Source organism: Paenibacillus sp. 1_12 (assembly GCF_900114475.1).
In the GTDB taxonomy this organism is placed as follows: Bacteria; Bacillota; Bacilli; order Paenibacillales; family NBRC-103111; genus Paenibacillus_S.
In genome coordinates this window covers 220,578-236,592 of record NZ_FOTE01000005.1, presented here as the reverse complement: position 1 = coordinate 236,592, position 16,015 = coordinate 220,578, and the positions used below count along the sequence as shown (strand labels likewise).

The 16,015-nt window shown below is 44.7% G+C and carries 16 protein-coding genes; 15 read left to right on the top strand and 1 reads right to left on the bottom strand.

From position 1 onward, the window contains the following. The first annotated feature begins 55 nt into the window (after positions 1-55). Together fabF and BM210_RS13715 are read left to right on the top strand one after the other, a co-directional pair. The gene (gene fabF / locus BM210_RS13720) at positions 56-1,291 is read left to right on the top strand and encodes a beta-ketoacyl-ACP synthase II (protein WP_091168985.1); all 1,236 of its coding nucleotides are present in this window, start codon (positions 56-58) and stop codon (positions 1,289-1,291) included. A 293-nt stretch (positions 1,292-1,584) separates the two neighbouring features. Next, positions 1,585-2,943, top strand: a complete 1,359-nt coding sequence (locus tag BM210_RS13715) for an Nramp family divalent metal transporter (protein WP_091168983.1) — start codon at positions 1,585-1,587, stop codon at positions 2,941-2,943. 112 nt (positions 2,944-3,055) lie between these two features. Here the strand turns inward: BM210_RS13715 and mgrA are convergent, their stop codons facing one another. Continuing rightward, entirely contained in the window at positions 3,056-4,045 is a 990-nt protein-coding gene (gene mgrA, locus BM210_RS13710; protein WP_091168981.1) for an L-glyceraldehyde 3-phosphate reductase, read from the bottom strand. Positions 4,046-4,283: 238 nt separating this feature from the next. On the opposite strand from mgrA, the gene BM210_RS13705 reads away from it, so the two are divergent. The 13 genes from BM210_RS13705 to BM210_RS13645 all read left to right on the top strand — a co-directional run bounded on the left by BM210_RS13705 (position 4,284) and on the right by BM210_RS13645 (position 16,004). After that, positions 4,284-4,679: a hypothetical protein gene (locus BM210_RS13705; RefSeq protein WP_091168978.1), complete on the top strand. Its 396-nt coding sequence runs from the start codon at positions 4,284-4,286 to the stop codon at positions 4,677-4,679. A 147-nt stretch (positions 4,680-4,826) separates the two neighbouring features. Beyond that, the gene (locus BM210_RS34800) at positions 4,827-5,000 is read left to right on the top strand and encodes a hypothetical protein (RefSeq protein WP_177237797.1); all 174 of its coding nucleotides are present in this window, start codon (positions 4,827-4,829) and stop codon (positions 4,998-5,000) included. A gap of 61 nt (positions 5,001-5,061) precedes the next feature. Then, on the top strand, positions 5,062-5,442 hold the full coding sequence (locus BM210_RS13700) for a hypothetical protein (RefSeq protein ID WP_091168975.1): 381 nt from the start codon (positions 5,062-5,064) through the stop codon (positions 5,440-5,442). 217 nt (positions 5,443-5,659) lie between these two features. Next, positions 5,660-6,067, top strand: a complete 408-nt coding sequence (locus tag BM210_RS13695) for a VOC family protein (protein ID WP_091168973.1) — start codon at positions 5,660-5,662, stop codon at positions 6,065-6,067. Between the two features lie 55 nt (positions 6,068-6,122). Next, positions 6,123-7,001 carry an aldo/keto reductase gene (locus BM210_RS13690; protein ID WP_091168971.1) on the top strand — a complete coding sequence of 293 codons (879 nt, stop codon included), beginning with the start codon at positions 6,123-6,125 and terminating at the stop codon, positions 6,999-7,001. 198 nt (positions 7,002-7,199) lie between these two features. After that, entirely contained in the window at positions 7,200-8,501 is a 1,302-nt protein-coding gene (gene murA / locus BM210_RS13685) for a UDP-N-acetylglucosamine 1-carboxyvinyltransferase (protein ID WP_091169397.1), read from the top strand. A gap of 90 nt (positions 8,502-8,591) precedes the next feature. Beyond that, the gene (locus BM210_RS13680) at positions 8,592-9,404 is read left to right on the top strand and encodes an inositol monophosphatase family protein (protein WP_371263473.1); all 813 of its coding nucleotides are present in this window, start codon (positions 8,592-8,594) and stop codon (positions 9,402-9,404) included. A gap of 11 nt (positions 9,405-9,415) precedes the next feature. Then, complete coding sequence (locus BM210_RS13675) at positions 9,416-9,817, top strand: hypothetical protein (RefSeq protein ID WP_091168968.1); 402 nt, start codon at positions 9,416-9,418, stop codon at positions 9,815-9,817. Between the two features lie 126 nt (positions 9,818-9,943). Next, entirely contained in the window at positions 9,944-10,162 is a 219-nt protein-coding gene (yidD, locus tag BM210_RS13670) for a membrane protein insertion efficiency factor YidD (protein WP_091168965.1), read from the top strand. A 659-nt stretch (positions 10,163-10,821) separates the two neighbouring features. Then, entirely contained in the window at positions 10,822-12,912 is a 2,091-nt protein-coding gene (gene metG / locus BM210_RS13660) for a methionine--tRNA ligase (protein WP_091168961.1), read from the top strand. Positions 12,913-12,970: 58 nt separating this feature from the next. Then, positions 12,971-14,050, top strand: a complete 1,080-nt coding sequence (locus tag BM210_RS13655; RefSeq protein ID WP_091168960.1) for a Gfo/Idh/MocA family protein — start codon at positions 12,971-12,973, stop codon at positions 14,048-14,050. 165 nt (positions 14,051-14,215) lie between these two features. Beyond that, a complete protein-coding gene (locus BM210_RS13650; protein ID WP_091168957.1) occupies positions 14,216-15,184 on the top strand; it encodes a metal ABC transporter substrate-binding protein in 969 nt (322 codons plus the stop codon). A gap of 43 nt (positions 15,185-15,227) precedes the next feature. Beyond that, positions 15,228-16,004, top strand: coding sequence for a metal ABC transporter ATP-binding protein (locus tag BM210_RS13645; protein ID WP_091168956.1), 777 nt, complete (start codon positions 15,228-15,230; stop codon positions 16,002-16,004). Positions 16,005-16,015: the final 11 nt, after the last annotated feature.

Sequence of the window (16,015 nt, the reverse complement as noted above, 5' to 3'; positions counted from 1 at the left end):
GAATAAGTACACCGAAGATAGGGAATCCCATTATAACCATAGAGGAGAATATGTTATGAACAGACGTGTTGTTGTTACAGGATTAAGTGTGATTTCACCGCTTGGTTCCCAAGTGGATCCATTTTGGAAACGACTTGTTGCTGGTGAATCCGGTATATCACGGCTAGAGGGCTTTGACCCTGCTATATTCCCCACTCAAATAGCTGGAACCGTATCCGATTTCAAACCCGAGACTTTTTTTGATAGTAAAGAGCTTCGTCATATGGACCGTTTTGTTCAATTCTCCGCAGCGGCGGGTAAGATGGCATTGGCTGATGCCGATTTCACGATTACCGAATCCAACGCGCACCGGGTCGGGGTCAGTATTGGTACAGGTATTGGTGGCATCCAAACGTTACTCGACAATCATAAAACGATGCTTGAGAGAAGCCCGCGCCGAATCAGTCCCTTTTTGATTCCCATGATGATTGCCAACATGGGCTCTGCCCAGCTATCCATTCAATTGGGTGCAAAAGGTCCGAATACAACACCTGTTAACGCTTGTGCTTCGGGTAATAATGCTATTGGTGACTCCTTTCATATGATACGGAATGGCTTGGCAGATATGATGCTTGCAGGAGGTGCGGAGTCGCCGCTGAATGAGCTTTCTTTTGGTGGATTCTGTAATATGAAAGCTATGTCCACCTATAATGATGAGCCTCAAAAAGCGAGCCGCCCGTTTGATGCCAATCGTGATGGATTCGTGATGTCTGAAGGAGCAGGAGTATTGGTGTTGGAGGAGCTGGAGCATGCCATTGCAAGAGGTGCACGGATATGGGCGGAAATCATCGGTTATGGACAATCTGCTGATGCTTATCATATAACAGCACCGGACCCCAGTGGGATGGGAGCCGTACGGGCGATGAAAGAAGCTTTGGCGGACGCACGGATTGCACCGGAAGAAATTGATTACATTAATGCTCATGCCACAGGGACACCTTTGGGTGACCGTTCAGAGACACAGGCGATCAAGCAAGTTTTCGGCGCCCATGCGTATAAGCTTAAAGTAAGTGCGACCAAATCCGCTACTGGGCATTTGTTCGGTGCTGCAGGTGGGCTGGAAGCTGTAATTGCCGTGAAATCTTTAGTGGAAGGTGTTGTACCGCCGACAATAAATTATGATACACCTGATCCTGAATGTGATTTGGATTATGTACCTAATGTAGCGAGAACAACCGATCTACATACCGTACTTTCAAACGGTTTCGGATTTGGCGGTCATAATGCGGTTGTTGTGTTCCGGAAGTATTAGAGGATGTATGAGATGATGCTCAAAGAGTCGACTGACTTTTTGAGCATTAAATTTTAATGTTTCCATTGACAAAAAAAGTTTCGCGAGTACAATTTAAATATATAGAGCCTATTTGTAAGCAACAATTGGGTACCAGTCACATATATCATAATTAGAGAAATGAAAGACAGTAATTTTTTTTGGTTTAAAAGTTGCACATGGACAAAAGAATTAGCTGTGTACATCTTTTTCTGTTGATTATTCGATTTTGTGGTTAAGATAAAAAGCTGGATATAGAGAAAGCGGTGAGTGGAGTGAAAAACAAATTAGAAAGTATACCTGAAGTTGAAGTTGAAGCTGGCTGGCGGTTTCCTCGTAAGCAAGCCACCTTGCCAGAAGTATTTCGTACGATGAAGGTTCCAACTAAAGGAACCTGGTTTCGCAAATTTCTTGCCTTTGTAGGCCCTGGGTATTTGGTAGCTGTGGGTTATATGGATCCGGGTAACTGGGCCACGGATATCGCAGGCGGCTCGTTGTTCGGTTATACGCTACTCTCCGTTATCCTGATTTCGAATCTGATGGCGATTTTATTGCAGGCATTGGCAGGCAAGCTGGGGATCGTAACTGGCAGAGATTTGGCACAGGCCTGTAAGGATCATTACAGTAAACCGGTAGCGATGGGGCTCTGGATTTTGTGCGAGTTTGCGATAGCTGCTTGCGATTTGGCTGAGGTCATCGGGTCTGCGATTGCTTTGTATTTACTGTTCGGGATTCCCTTATTATATGGGGTTATCATTACCGCACTTGATGTACTGTTAGTCCTTTTGCTGCAAAATAAAGGATTCCGCTACATTGAAATTCTCGTCATCGTTCTTATGGTAACAGTGGGCGGATGTTTTGTAGCTGAAATTTTCTTATCCAAGCCGGATTTTGGCGGTATTATGAGAGGGTTCGTCCCAAGCTCTGAAATTATTACCAATCCAGCGATGCTTTATATCGCAATCGGTATACTTGGCGCTACGGTAATGCCGCACAATTTGTATTTGCATTCCGCTATCGTACAGACACGAGATTTTGAGCAGACCGCTCTTGGCAAACGTCAAGCAATCAAATTTGCAACTTGGGATTCAACGATCGCCTTATTTTTTGCATTGTTTATAAATGCGGCTATATTGATTGTCTCCGCAGCGACTTTCCACAAGGCAGGGCTGTTCGATATCGCGGAAATCCAGGATGCTTATTACATGCTTACACCGCTATTGGGTACGGCTCTGGGTAGTATTTTGTTCGGAGTCGCTTTACTGGCATCGGGCCAAAATGCGACTTTGACTGGAACCTTGGCTGGGCAAATTGTGATGGAGGGTTTTCTGAACATTCGATTGGCCGCATGGCTACGTCGCTTGATTACTCGTTTAATTGCAATTATTCCTGCGATTGTGGTTATCGCTTTGTATGGTGATAAAGGAGCAACTGATTTATTGATCTTAAGTCAGGTAATCCTGTCTCTGCAGTTATCATTTGCGGTAATTCCTTTGGTTATGTTTACGAGTGATAAAATCAAGATGGGTGAATTTGCAAATCCGCTGTGGTTAAAAATATTAGCTTGGTTTGTTGCTGCAATTATCGTAGTCTTGAACACTTATTTATTGATTCAAACTTTTATGGGTTACTGAACCTATATAAAAAGAACAAGGGTTTGCTTTATATAATCAGTCGCTGCATGACAAATAACCCCCCGTTTTCCGCCAGCATTGTGGTGGATAACGGGGGTTATTTGTATCGTATTTATTTTAAAATTTCATCGATCTGTGTGAGTTCTTCATTGCTAAAATCAAGATTGGCTAATGCTGCAACATTTTCGACGATTTGACTAGGACGGCTGGCGCCAATAAGTGCGGAGGTTACCCGGCCCTCGCGCAACACCCATGACAATGACATTTGGGCGAGGCTTTGGCCGCGCTCTTCGGCGAGCTTATGCAGCAGTCGAATCTTGGCTACCTTTTCTTCGGTAACGGCGTTCTCGTTAAGAGCTCCGGTTTCCTTGGCTGCTCTGGATTCAGCAGGGATACCCTTCAAGTATTTACTTGTCAGCAGTCCCTGAGCAAGCGGACAGAACGCAATACTGCCTGTACCATTTTGTGCAAGTACATCCTGCAGGCCGGTTTCAATCCATCTGTTAAACATAGAATAACTCGGTTGATGAATAAGCAGCGGCGTGCCCAACCGATTTAGGATAGCGATCGCATCTGCGGATTGTTCAGCTGTATAGCTTGAAATCCCGACATATAGCGCTTTTCCTTGTCTGACGATCTGATCCAATGCGCCCATCGTTTCCTCCATCGGCGTGTTCGGATCAAAGCGGTGTGAATAGAAAATATCGACATAATCTAATCCCATTCGCTTCAAACTTTGATCAAGACTTGAAATTAAATATTTTTTGCTGCCCCATTCGCCATATGGACCTGGCCACATGCGGTAACCCGCTTTGGACGAAATAATTAATTCATCGCGGTATGGCGCCAAATCCGATTTCATCATTTGACCAAACATTTCCTCTGCAGAGCCTGGGGGTGGACCATAATTGTTAGCCAGATCAAAATGGTTAATCCCTAAGTCGAATGCCGTTCTCAGCATGGCTCTACCATTTTCATAAGTATCCACACCGCCAAAATTGTGCCACAGCCCCAGCGAGATCGCTGGCAGCAACAGCCCTGATTTGCCTGTTCTATTATACTTCATTGTTCCGTAACGTTCTTCGTTCGCTTGGTAAGGCATAATTAACCTCCTTGGAGTTTCCATCTTTCTAGAGAATGCGATCTTGCTTTGCTCATCTAGTATAAGTAAAAATCATCCTCGTGGAAAGTACTGAGATTAGATTGCCTAAGTTTCAAAAAGGTAAGTAAGCCTGTTAAAAATGTTCACAACTATAAAATTTCATTTAGAAAATTGACTTAGGTATTACTACCCAATAATATCTAAATTAGAACGAAGATCTACTAAGGAGTGACAAATTATGAGAAAAACAGCTAAGAGATTAATGGCAGCAGCTTTGCTATGCACAGCACTGTTTAGCACTTCTGCAGTTGCCTTTGCAGATGCGGCAATGAACTTTGAAGTGACAGCGGTTTCCTATGAGAATGGAACGCTCACAGCAGCAGGAACATTTTCTAACACAGGTGACAAGAATATCGAAAAGGTGACCAAGGTTTCAACAAAAATCATTCTTGGGAATGATGAAGGCGATACCAAAGAAGTAGCCAATCACGTTTTTGAAGATTTAACTGTCCATCTTAAACCAGGTGAAGCTATTGAGTACACGTTCACTTTCTCTGACGTTCCTGAATATACGGACGCTACGAAATGGGCTGCTGAAGAAGGCGACTGGGAATTTACTTATTTCGAAGAATAGTCCTTATTCATTATCATGCTGACTCTGATTCATCGGGAGTCAGCTTTTTTTGTTATTCGATTTATTAGCCAAAAAATGATAAAGTGTATCTGGTAGCGATCACAAGCGACTTGTGATCATGTTTGATATAAAGGAGACGTTAGATTCATGCTATTTTTTATGTTGTTTTTGCTGGGGATGGGTTCTTTTTTTAGTGTTGCATTGGTTCTCTTTTTTCAACGTAAAGTGAAGCTGGGTATATTCTTTTTATTACTCGCTTTAGCGACAACTTTTTTGTTTTATTACTCGATTTATTTGGGCTGGATCGACGTTCCGAAGTAAGCTTGATCCGCATACAGTATCCTAAAGGACGCGTATCCTAGTGGGAAGGATAGGGATCTGTATGAAGTCTGCCGTAAAAAGACGAAAAACGAGGAACAAAACTTCTGAACCAATGAAGCCTTATTTGAAAACAATGGAAGTTAAAGGGTTATACCGACCTGCTAATGAAGTTGAGATAGCGGCGGAAGCACCAGCGGCGGCTGCGCCTGCACAGGGATTTTCCTTAGCCAGCAGCTTTGGTGGTATCGATAGCATGATCGCGATGATGGGAAAAGCACAGCAAATGTTCAAATTATTTCAACAGATGGCGCCTATGTTTAAATTGCTGAATTCGTTTGGTGGAGCGAAAGCTTTGACAGCAGGATTAGCCAAATCCAGAAGTCACATTTATTTGGGGCGCCGCAAGATCAATGCTCGCAAGAGGTTGACTTCGAAGAAATGATGCGTAACCTTAGCTGGAAAATTGCACAAAACGATAAGGGGTGCGCTGCACCCTTTTTTTCGTTCATCGGATATGGAAAGTACGAATATAGAAAACGTATATGGTTATAATTAGTTTCATATTTAAACTTACTTACCTCTAAGTAATTTAATAGGTTAATCGACAGGCCTTATATTTTGATTGCGTTTTCGTTATGATAATGAGGGAGGTGTTGACAATGATTAAAAGAATTGGTCACTTGGCGTTAACGGTGCAGGATATGGAGAAGTCGCTTCATTTTTACTGTGAGGTGCTCGGTTTTAAGAAAGCCTTTGAAATTCATGATAACGATGATTTGCCTTGGATTGTATACATAAAGGTGTGCGAGGGGCAATTCATTGAGCTTTTCTATGGGGGACTGAATAAACCAGAGCGTGTCGAAAAGCCAATTGGATTTAACCACCTTTGTCTGGAAGTCGATGATATCCATGAAATCGCCAATCACTTGAAATCGCAGGGGATTACCCTCGATGTCGAACCCAAACAAGGGAAGGATACCAATTATCAATGCTGGGCCAAGGACCCGGATGGCAATCGGATTGAGTTTATGCAGCTTGTGTCGGGATCTCCGCAATTGCAAGCTTGATGAATCGGGTATCAATAACTTTTTCATATCGATGTTTAAATAAGGAGGAACGATCATGCAGCAGCGGAAATTAGGACGATTAGGCTACGATAGCTCAGTGGTTATGTTTGGCGCAGCAAGTCTTGGTGGAGTCACTCAAGAGGCTGCTGATGCGTCGATTGCCTATGCGCTAGAGCATAATGTCAATCATTTTGATACGGCAGCAAGCTATGGTGAGGCTGAGCAGCGGATGGGGCCCTGGATGCCCAAGATCAGCAAGGACATTTTCCTAGCTACGAAAACAGGTGAGCGTACTAAAGTCAAAGCCAAGGAGCAAATCTACCGGTCTTTGGAACGGCTTCAGGTGGACCGGGTTGATTTACTGCAGCTGCATGCTGTAGGGACGCTTGAAGAGTTGGACAAGTGTACGGAAAAGGGAGGCGCACTTGAAGCCTTGCTGGAAGCCAGGGATGAAGGGATTATTGGAGCTATCGGGATTACGGGTCATGGACATCAGGCGCCTGCCACTCATCTGGAAGCACTGCGGAGGTTTCCTTTTGAGACAGTGCTGCTGCCTTTAAACTATATTTTGTATTCGCTTCCAGAATATCGAGAGGCCTTTGATCGACTAATGGAGGAAACGACTAAACAAAACACTGCTCTGCGTGTCATCAAGGCGATTGCCAAGGGACCTTGGGCTGAGGAACAGCATAGAGGGTATACGACCTGGTATGAACCCTTTGACAATCAGGAGATCATTGATGCATGTGTTCATTTTGTACTCTCTTTTCCTGGTGTTTCAGGCTTTGCGACGGCTGGAGACGTTCATTTGTTTCCCAAAATTGTCGATGCAGCAGAGCGTTTTGGTTCAATGAGCGATGAACAGGCTAACCGGATTTTAAGTGCGATTAGCGACTATCATTCGCCATTTGGCGCACCAACCTCAATAGGTTGAATGATCAATAATTGTCTTTATAGCAAAAGGATGGGGAGAACGATTCCCGATCCTTTTTTTTTACGGATAAAACTGTATTTTGTCAAGGATATAGTGTAAAATGACGGTAGTCACTAAGACGAAGGAATTCAGGTGGAGATTCGCTTCACCGTCACGTTATGCAAATATCTAAACTCCATGGGGAAAGTAGGAAATGAAGTGAAATATATTCAAGTGCAAAAATCCGGTGCCTTAAAAGGTTCCGTATCCATACAAGGCTCGAAAAACAGCTCTTTGGCTCTGTTAGCGGCATCCTGCCTGGCCGATTCAATCGTTACTTTAGACGGAATTCCGAATATCGAGGATTTACGAGTGATTCGTCAAATCGGACAGGATATTGGGCTTTACATTGAACGACAGCCTACTGGCGAGCTGCTAATGGACCCGAGACAGCTGCACAGCGCTGTTATCGATCCAGGTAAGGCTTCGGCATACCGGGCTTCATATTATTTTGTGGGCGCCTTGCTGGCTAAATTCGGCAAGGTTACTGTTGGTTTCCCGGGAGGCGATGATTTTGTTTCGCGTCCGATCGATCAGCATATCAAAGCATTCCGATCGCTGGGTGCAGAGGTTACTTTTCATCAAGATTACTACGTTGTTGAGGCAAAGGAATTGCGCGGCACGGACATTTATTTTGACATGATTACGTCCGGCGCCACTATTAATACAATGCTGGCAGCTGTCAGAGCAAAAGGCAAGACGCGTTTGATGAATGCAGCTACGGATCCTGAGGTTGTGGACACGGCTAATTTTCTGAATATGCTGGGAGCTAAGATTGTCGGAGCCGGAACAGACCAGATCCGTATTGAAGGTGTTCCTTATCTTAGCGGTGGCGTATATCAGGTCATACCCGATCGTTTAATTGCGGGCTCTTTTCTAATGGCTGCAGGAATAAATGGGGGAAGTATTACCGTCAGGAACGTTATTCCTGAGCATTTGGGCTCGTGTACGGCCAAGCTGCGTGAAATCGGAATTGAGATTGTAATCGACGATCAAAATATTACGGCTCATTCATCAGGCAAGCTGCGTGCAACACGTATTCGAACGGGTATGTATCCGGGATTTGCAACCGATCTGCAGCAGCCCTTTACAGCACTTCTGCTTCAATCGCTTGGCAAAAGTATCGTGACAGAACGCGTATATCCGAAGCGCTTCAGCCACGTGCAGCAATTGAAAAGACTAGGGGCACAGATCGAGGTCCGTAAGGAAAGTGCATTTATCAAAGGAGGTTTGCCTCTCCAGGGCAATTGGGTTCATGCAACGGATGTAAGAGCAGGTACCTGCCTGCTATTAGCTGGATTGGCTGCCGAGGGGGCAACCAAGATCACGGGCATTGAGCATATTCAGCGCGGTAATGAAAATGCGATTGAGCTGTTTCGCTCTCTGGGTGCAAGAATCTCGTTAGAGCAGACGGATGAGGGGACAGGTCAACAGGAAGTGCAAACTCCATACATCGGATAAGCAATTCCATAGTTTGATTTTTTAGAAGCCATGTTTTATTGAATAAACGAAGCTTTCAGTTAAACGGACCAATGCCCAGGGGATGATGAAATGATGCAAGAACATACGCTTTTGTTGGCGGAAGAGGTTGCTGTTGCTGCTGCACGGGAAGCTGGGAATATCGCACGCCATTTTTTTGCAGAAGGCTTCAGTATTGAAGAGAAGGGCGAGTTTAGTGATATTCTGACTGAAGCTGATCTAAAGGCGGAGGCAGCGATTCTGGCGCGGCTTCATCAGGCGTTTCCGGATCATCGAATACATAGCGAAGAAAACGGTTGGTCTGGTGTGGACAGCGACTGGTTATGGCTCGTTGACCCGCTGGATGGAACGAATAATTTTGCCATCGGGATGCCTTTGTTTGGTGTTTCTGTAACCTTAATTTATCGGCAGCAGCCCGTTCTTGGTGTAATTTACGATACGATGCAGGACAAGATGTATGTGGCGAAGCATGAACGAGGCGCAACTTGTAATGGAACAGCACTGGAACTTCAAGTAAACTCCCTACCTAAAAGATTAACCATTGGTTGGATACAAGGGCATGGTGTTCAGAATCATGCAGAAGCCATCCGTTTGCGCAGACATGTCGAAAACAGCTCCAAACGGATGCTGCGGCTGTGGGCGCCTACCTTACAGTGGAGTATGCTCGCAAAAGGGCAGATTGACGGGATTATTTTGTACAATTCGGAAGGCGATGATCTATACTCCGGTTTGCTGCTCGTACAGGAAGCGGGCGGGTTGATTATGGACTACAAGGGAAATCCTTTTAACGGAATGAATCCTGAGCCTTATCTGATTGCGTGTCATTCGAGTCGTAAGGATGCTTTGCTGCAAATGGTTCATGAAGGGCTTTATATTCTTTCTTAGGTGGTGTGAGGATGTTATTGAAAAAAGTAATTACGATGAGCATTGCTGGAGCCTTATTGTTAAGCGTTGGTGTAGCTAGTGCGGCAAATGGATCTGCAACACAGGGTGCTGCAAGCACTTCTGGATCGACGGTTACTTCCAAAGCGAAGAAAGATGAATCGCTTAAAAAGCTGCAGGCTCAAGCTGTCAAGCTTGGTATCGATACTAAAGATAAATCCGCCAAGCAACTGGCAGCAGCTATTCAAGCGAAGAAAAAGGCAGAAGCCGCGAAGCTTGAATTAAAAAAGCTGCAAAGTGAAGCTGCCAAGTTAAAGATTAATACCAATGGCAAAAGCGCTGCTGAACTCAAGACAGCCATAAAAGCCGAACAAAAGGAATCAACTACTGAAACAGGTAAAACTGCAAAAAAATAATCGCATTCAGCGATAGAAAAGGGACTGTTGAGAGTAGTAGCTCAAATACAGTTTCTTTTTATTTCCGTTGTACCATTCACGATTCCAATTCATTCATCAGGTGCAAGATTCGGAGGGGACGAAAGTATGAAGGGCTTGTTAAAGGGATTGGTTCTGTTTTATCGTAAATTTATTTCTCCGTTAAAACCGCCAACCTGTCGCTTTTATCCGACCTGCTCCCAATATGCATTGGACGCTTTGGAGCTGCACGGGCCAACAAAAGGCTCTTGGCTTGCAGTTAAAAGGGTATGTAAATGCCATCCTTTTCATCCAGGGGGTATTGATCACGTTCCGCCTAAATCGTAGCCGTATTCCATTCAGTCGGCATTTTAGGATGAATTAAAGCAAGCTTCTTATCGGCCTTTTTCATTCTTGAATACACCGAGCAAGCCGAGTATCAGCAGTGTGGCACAACCAACAATCGCCATCGACAGTATCATATAAACCATGTCCATCATTGTAGGATCACCTCTTTTTGTTCTACTTAAAGTATTGCCCAACTATAGAATGAAACATTGCTTACGTTAAAATAATTTGGAGATAAGCGGACAATTGCGTCTGATAGCCGTACTTACTTGACAGGCGATGGTTTGTTCGTTATATTTGGCTTAATCTATATTTGTCTATCCGATGAATGGAAAAGTACTTTGCAGAGTGTTATACAGAGAGCCGGGGCAGCTGAAAACCGGTTAACCGAAGTAAAGGAAGATGGTCCTGGAGGATATGATGGTGAGCCCAGTAAGCCTGTGATTAGATAGGCTCTGTAAGTAAGCTGTCGTCGTAGTTCCGGCGTTAACGGAAAGTCGCAACATGACTACTGAGCCTTGATGATCCGGATGTATCGGATAGCGGGGGAAGTTGGGTGGTACCGCGTGAGCACAAGCTCTCGTCCCAAGCTGGACAGGGCTTTTTCTGTTTTTTACGAAGAAAGTTTTCTGCGAAAAACTATTAGGAGGGCAATTCCAATGTCGGATAAACAAAAAACGTTTTACCTAACTACACCGATCTACTACCCGAGCGATAAGCTGCATATCGGTCATGCCTATACCACGGTGGCAGGAGATGCAATGGCACGTTATAAAAGACTACGCGGGTACAATGTCATGTATTTGACGGGTACGGATGAGCATGGGCAAAAAATTGAGCGTAAAGCACAAGAGAAAGGTGTTACTCCCCAACAGTTTGTAGATGAGATTGTCGGTGGTATTCAGGAGCTGTGGGGAAAGCTGGATATTTCTTATGATGATTTTATTCGCACCACAGAGCCTCGTCACAAGCTGTCAGTAGAGAAAATTTTTGCCCAATTGATGGAGCAAGGTGACATTTATTTAAGCACCTATGAAGGCTGGTACTGTACGCCGTGTGAATCCTTCTTTTTGGAGAACAAGCTGGTTGACGGTAAATGTCCAGATTGCGGTCGCCCAGTAGAGCTGATTAAGGAAGACAGCTATTTTTTCCGGATGAGTAAATATGCGGACAGACTGCTTGCCTACTATGAGCAGAATCCGGATTTCATTCAACCCGAGTCTCGTAAAAACGAGATGATCAATAACTTTATCAAACCGGGTCTGGAGGATCTGGCAGTATCACGTACGACTTTTGATTGGGGTGTCAAGGTACCTGGTGATCCGAAGCATGTCATTTATGTATGGATCGACGCATTATCGAATTATATAACAGCTCTTGGCTATGGATCTGAAGATGAATCGAAATTTAAAACGTACTGGCCTGCGGATGTGCATTTGGTCGGTAAAGAGATTATTCGTTTTCATACCATTTATTGGCCGATTATGCTGATGGCGCTTGACCTTCCTTTACCTAAAAAAGTATTTGGACACGGCTGGCTGCTCATGAAAGACGGCAAAATGTCCAAATCGAAGGGCAATGTCGTAGATCCGGTTACGCTAATCGACCGTTATGGATTGGATGCACTTCGTTATTACCTGCTGCGCGAGGTTCCTTTTGGATCTGATGGGACGTTCACACCGGAAAGCTTCGTAGAACGGATTAATTTTGATTTGGCGAATGATTTGGGTAATTTGTTAAGTCGTACTGTGGCGATGATCGAGAAATATTTTGACGGCATTCTGCCTGCGTATGTACCTGGAGCTACTGAGTTCGATGCAGTTCTGCTGGATACGATAAGCCAGGCGGCTGTTAAAGTTGAAGAAGCCATGGAGAAAATGGAGTTCTCCGTAGCCTTGAGTGAAATATGGAAAATGATTAGCCGTACCAATAAATATATCGATGAAACACAGCCTTGGACATTGGCCAAGGATGAGAGCAAACGAGCTGCTTTGGGATCAGTCCTGTACGTGCTGGCAGAGTCACTAAGAATTTCGTCCGTTATGCTGCAGCCTTTCTTGACCCAGACTCCGCGTGGTATTTGGCAGCAGCTTGGAGTCAGCGAAGAAGCTCAGCCAGCTTGGGATACCATCCATACGTTTGGGCTTCTGCCTGCCGGTATTCGTGTAGCTAAAGGAGCGGCACTATTTCCTCGACTTGAGATGGAGAAGGAGGTTGCTTTTATTGCAGAAGCTATGGGTGGTGGCACTGCAGCCGATGCTGGTAATAGCGTGAACAATGGAGGGAAAGCTTCAGCAGGATCAGGACAAGCTGCAGCGGGATCGACTGAGCAAGCTTCCAAGCAAAATGCCGGTAACCAAACGTTTGCCGTTAAAGGAGCGGTCTCAGCGACAGCGGCCTCAACTGCAAATACGGATGATTCCGTTGCGGAAATTTCCATCGATGATTTTTTCAAAGTAGAGCTGCGTGTGGCTGAAGTGTTGGCTGCCGAACCGGTTAAAGGGGCAGATAAGCTGTTGAAGCTTCAGCTGGATTTGGGAACCGAACAGCGTCAGGTTGTGTCGGGCATAGCCAAATTTTATACGCCTGAACAAATGGTTGGTCGTAAGGTTATATGTGTGACGAACCTGAAACCTGTCAAGCTGCGCGGCGAATTATCTCAAGGAATGATTTTGGCTGCTTCTCACGGAGACCAATTAACACTTGCAACAATTTCTGATGCACTTCCTAACGGATCTGTGGTAAAATGAGGGATGTTCACGTTAACATTATCCAAATGAATCCCAAACTCAGGAGGCATTAAATACGATGCAAAACAAAGATGGAATGAATTACGCCCCTCAGGGCAAACCGAATCCGGTAGTAGGTAAGGGAGAATTTCTTTTTGCAGCTGTTGCTTTGGATCATGGTCATATTTATGGAATGACTAATGGGTTGATCGAAGCAGGCGCAGAGCTGGTTGCCGTATATGATCCAGACCCTGCCAAGGTAGCCGCTTTCATCAGTAAGTACCCGCAAGCAAGAGCAGCCGCTTCCGAAGCGGAAATCTTGAACGATGCTTCGATTCAGTTAGTTGCAAGTGCGGCTATTCCATCGGAACGTTGTGCATTGGGACTTCGCGTGTTGGATTCGGGAAAAGATTATTTCACAGACAAAGCGCCACTGACAACTTTGGAGCAGCTGGAGCAGGCTCGCGCAAAGGTTAAAGAAACCGGCCGTAAATATATGGTGTATTACAGCGAGCGTCTTCATGTGGAAAGTGCCGTATTTGCAGGGCAATTGATTGAGCAAGGTGCAATTGGCCGTGTTGTTCAGGTTATCGGCTTTGGACCTCACCGTTTGAATGCGCCGTCGAGACCGGATTGGTTTTTCAAATTTGATAACTATGGTGGTATCCTTTGCGATATCGGCAGCCATCAAATCGAGCAGTTCCTTTACTTCACTGGAGCTAAGGATGCAAGAGTAGTTAGCAGCAAAGTGGCTAATTATAAGAACAAGGATTATCCGGAGCTTGAAGATTTCGGTGATGCTACGCTTGTGGCTGATAATGGAGCAACCAACTATTTCCGTGTTGACTGGCTGACTCCAGACGGTCTGGGTACTTGGGGCGATGGACGTATGACCATCCTTGGTACTGAAGGATATATCGAAATTCGTAAATATATTGATATTGCCCGCGATCCAAGCGGTAACCATTTGTATCTGGTTAATCAAGAGGGTGAAAAGCATTATTCTCTGTCAGGTCAAGTAGGTTTTCCTTTCTTCGGACAGTTGATTCTGGATTGCATCAATCGTACGGAAAATGCGATGACCCAAGAGCATGCTTTCAAGGCAGCAGAGCTTTGTATCAAAGCACAGCTTCAAGCGGAGCGTATTGAGGCAGTCTAAGTAAAAACCATTAATTCAAAGTATCCTTCTGTGGACATGTCCTAGAAGGGTGCTTTTTTTCGTTTAATCGTAATAATTATTAACAGTTGACAAGCTGAGGAAGAGGAACGTATAATCGATACTGCTAATGAAAATTATTACGATTTACATAAAGGGGATTATGAAATGTTTTTCAGAAAAAAATGGGCTTTACCGATGATGATACTAGCTGGATTATCGATAGTTATAGCTGGATGCGGTGATTCCAAAGCAACCCTGTCTCCAGATAAAATAAATGTAGTCGCCAGCTTTTATCCACTTTACGATTTCACTAAGAAAATCGGTGGCGATCATGTGAATGTTATTAATTTGGTTCCGACCGGGGTAGAGCCGCACGATTGGTCCCCCAAAGGACGCGATATGCAAAATATATCCAGAGCGCAAATGTTTCTTTATCTGGGTGCAGGTTTTGATGGCTGGGTTGATGATACTTTGAATAGCTTGCCCAAGGATTCCAAAGTTACAATAGTCGAGGCAAGTAAAGGGGTTGCTTTGCTCGAATCGGCAGAGGAAGAGGGGCAAGAGGCCAAAGGAAAAGCTGACAGTCATACTCACACTGCCACTGAACACGGACATGTGGACCCGCACGTTTGGTTGAGTCCTGTTAATGCCAAGCAGATGGCGCTTACGATCAAAGATCAATTGGTAAAAATCGATGCTGTTCACAAGGCTGATTACGAAGCCAATTTCACTAAATATGCAGCACAGCTGGATCAACTGCATAATCAGTACAAGCAGGCGTTAACTCCGCTGACCAAAAAGCAAATCGTCGTTACCCATCAATCGTTCGCTTATTTAACGAAGGAATACGGCTTGACTCAAAAGCCCATTATGGGCCTATCTCCCGATGCTGAGCCTACTTCCAAGGGGCTGCAGGAAATCAATGAATTTATCCGCACGAACAACGTTAAATACATTTTCTTTGAAGAGCTGGTTTCTGACCGTCTGGCAAAAACGCTTGCCAAGGATGCAAAAGTAGATACGATGGTATTGAATCCGATCGAGGGATTAACGGATGAACAGACCAAAGCAGGAGCTGATTACATCACGTTAATGGAGGCAAATTTGAAAAATTTAATAAAAGCATTACAATAGAAGAAAGAGACAAGGAAAACCTGTGATAAAGGAGCTTGCACTTATGACTTCTAACCCCCGATGTCATCGTAGTATCGTCGAGATCGATGATGTCGTTTTTTTCTATGAACAAAAAAAGGTAATCGAGCACCTAAGCTTCTCCGTGTTGGAGCGCGATTTTGTGGGTCTTATCGGTTCCAATGGTGCAGGGAAAACAACATTGCTGAAGATGATTGTGGGACTTCTGAAGCCGACACAAGGCGAAATTCGTCTTTTTGGGGAACCCGTCTCATCATTTGGCGATTGGGATCGGATTGGCTATGTACCGCAAAAAAACTCGTTTAATCCGCTGTTTCCCGCCACCGTCCGCGAGGTTGTACAGTCCGGCTTGTATGGCAAAAAGAATATGTTCAAGCGGATCAGTAAAGCCGAGCAGCAAAAGTGTTCAGATGCGCTGTATGCGATGCGAATTGAAGATTTGGCCGATCGTCGAATTGGTCAGCTCTCAGGAGGGCAGCAGCAGCGTGCGTTTCTTGCTCGGGCGCTGATCAACAACCCGGAGCTTCTCATACTAGACGAGCCTACGGTAGGAATTGACGCACAAACGCAGGCAGACTTTTTTCAAATGATAAGGCATATGCATCAGCATCATCATATTACTTTTTTGATGGTGTCGCATGATATGGATATGATACAATCTTACCTTGGGGCTGAGCCGGTTGAAAAAAGCGGTTCTCTATCCTTTTATGTCAAGCATACGCACGAACCGGAGAATTGCAAAGAAACGAATTTAACACATTCGATTCACAAGCTGCGTGAGCAGATGGAAGTTCCAAGTTAACAGATCGTCGC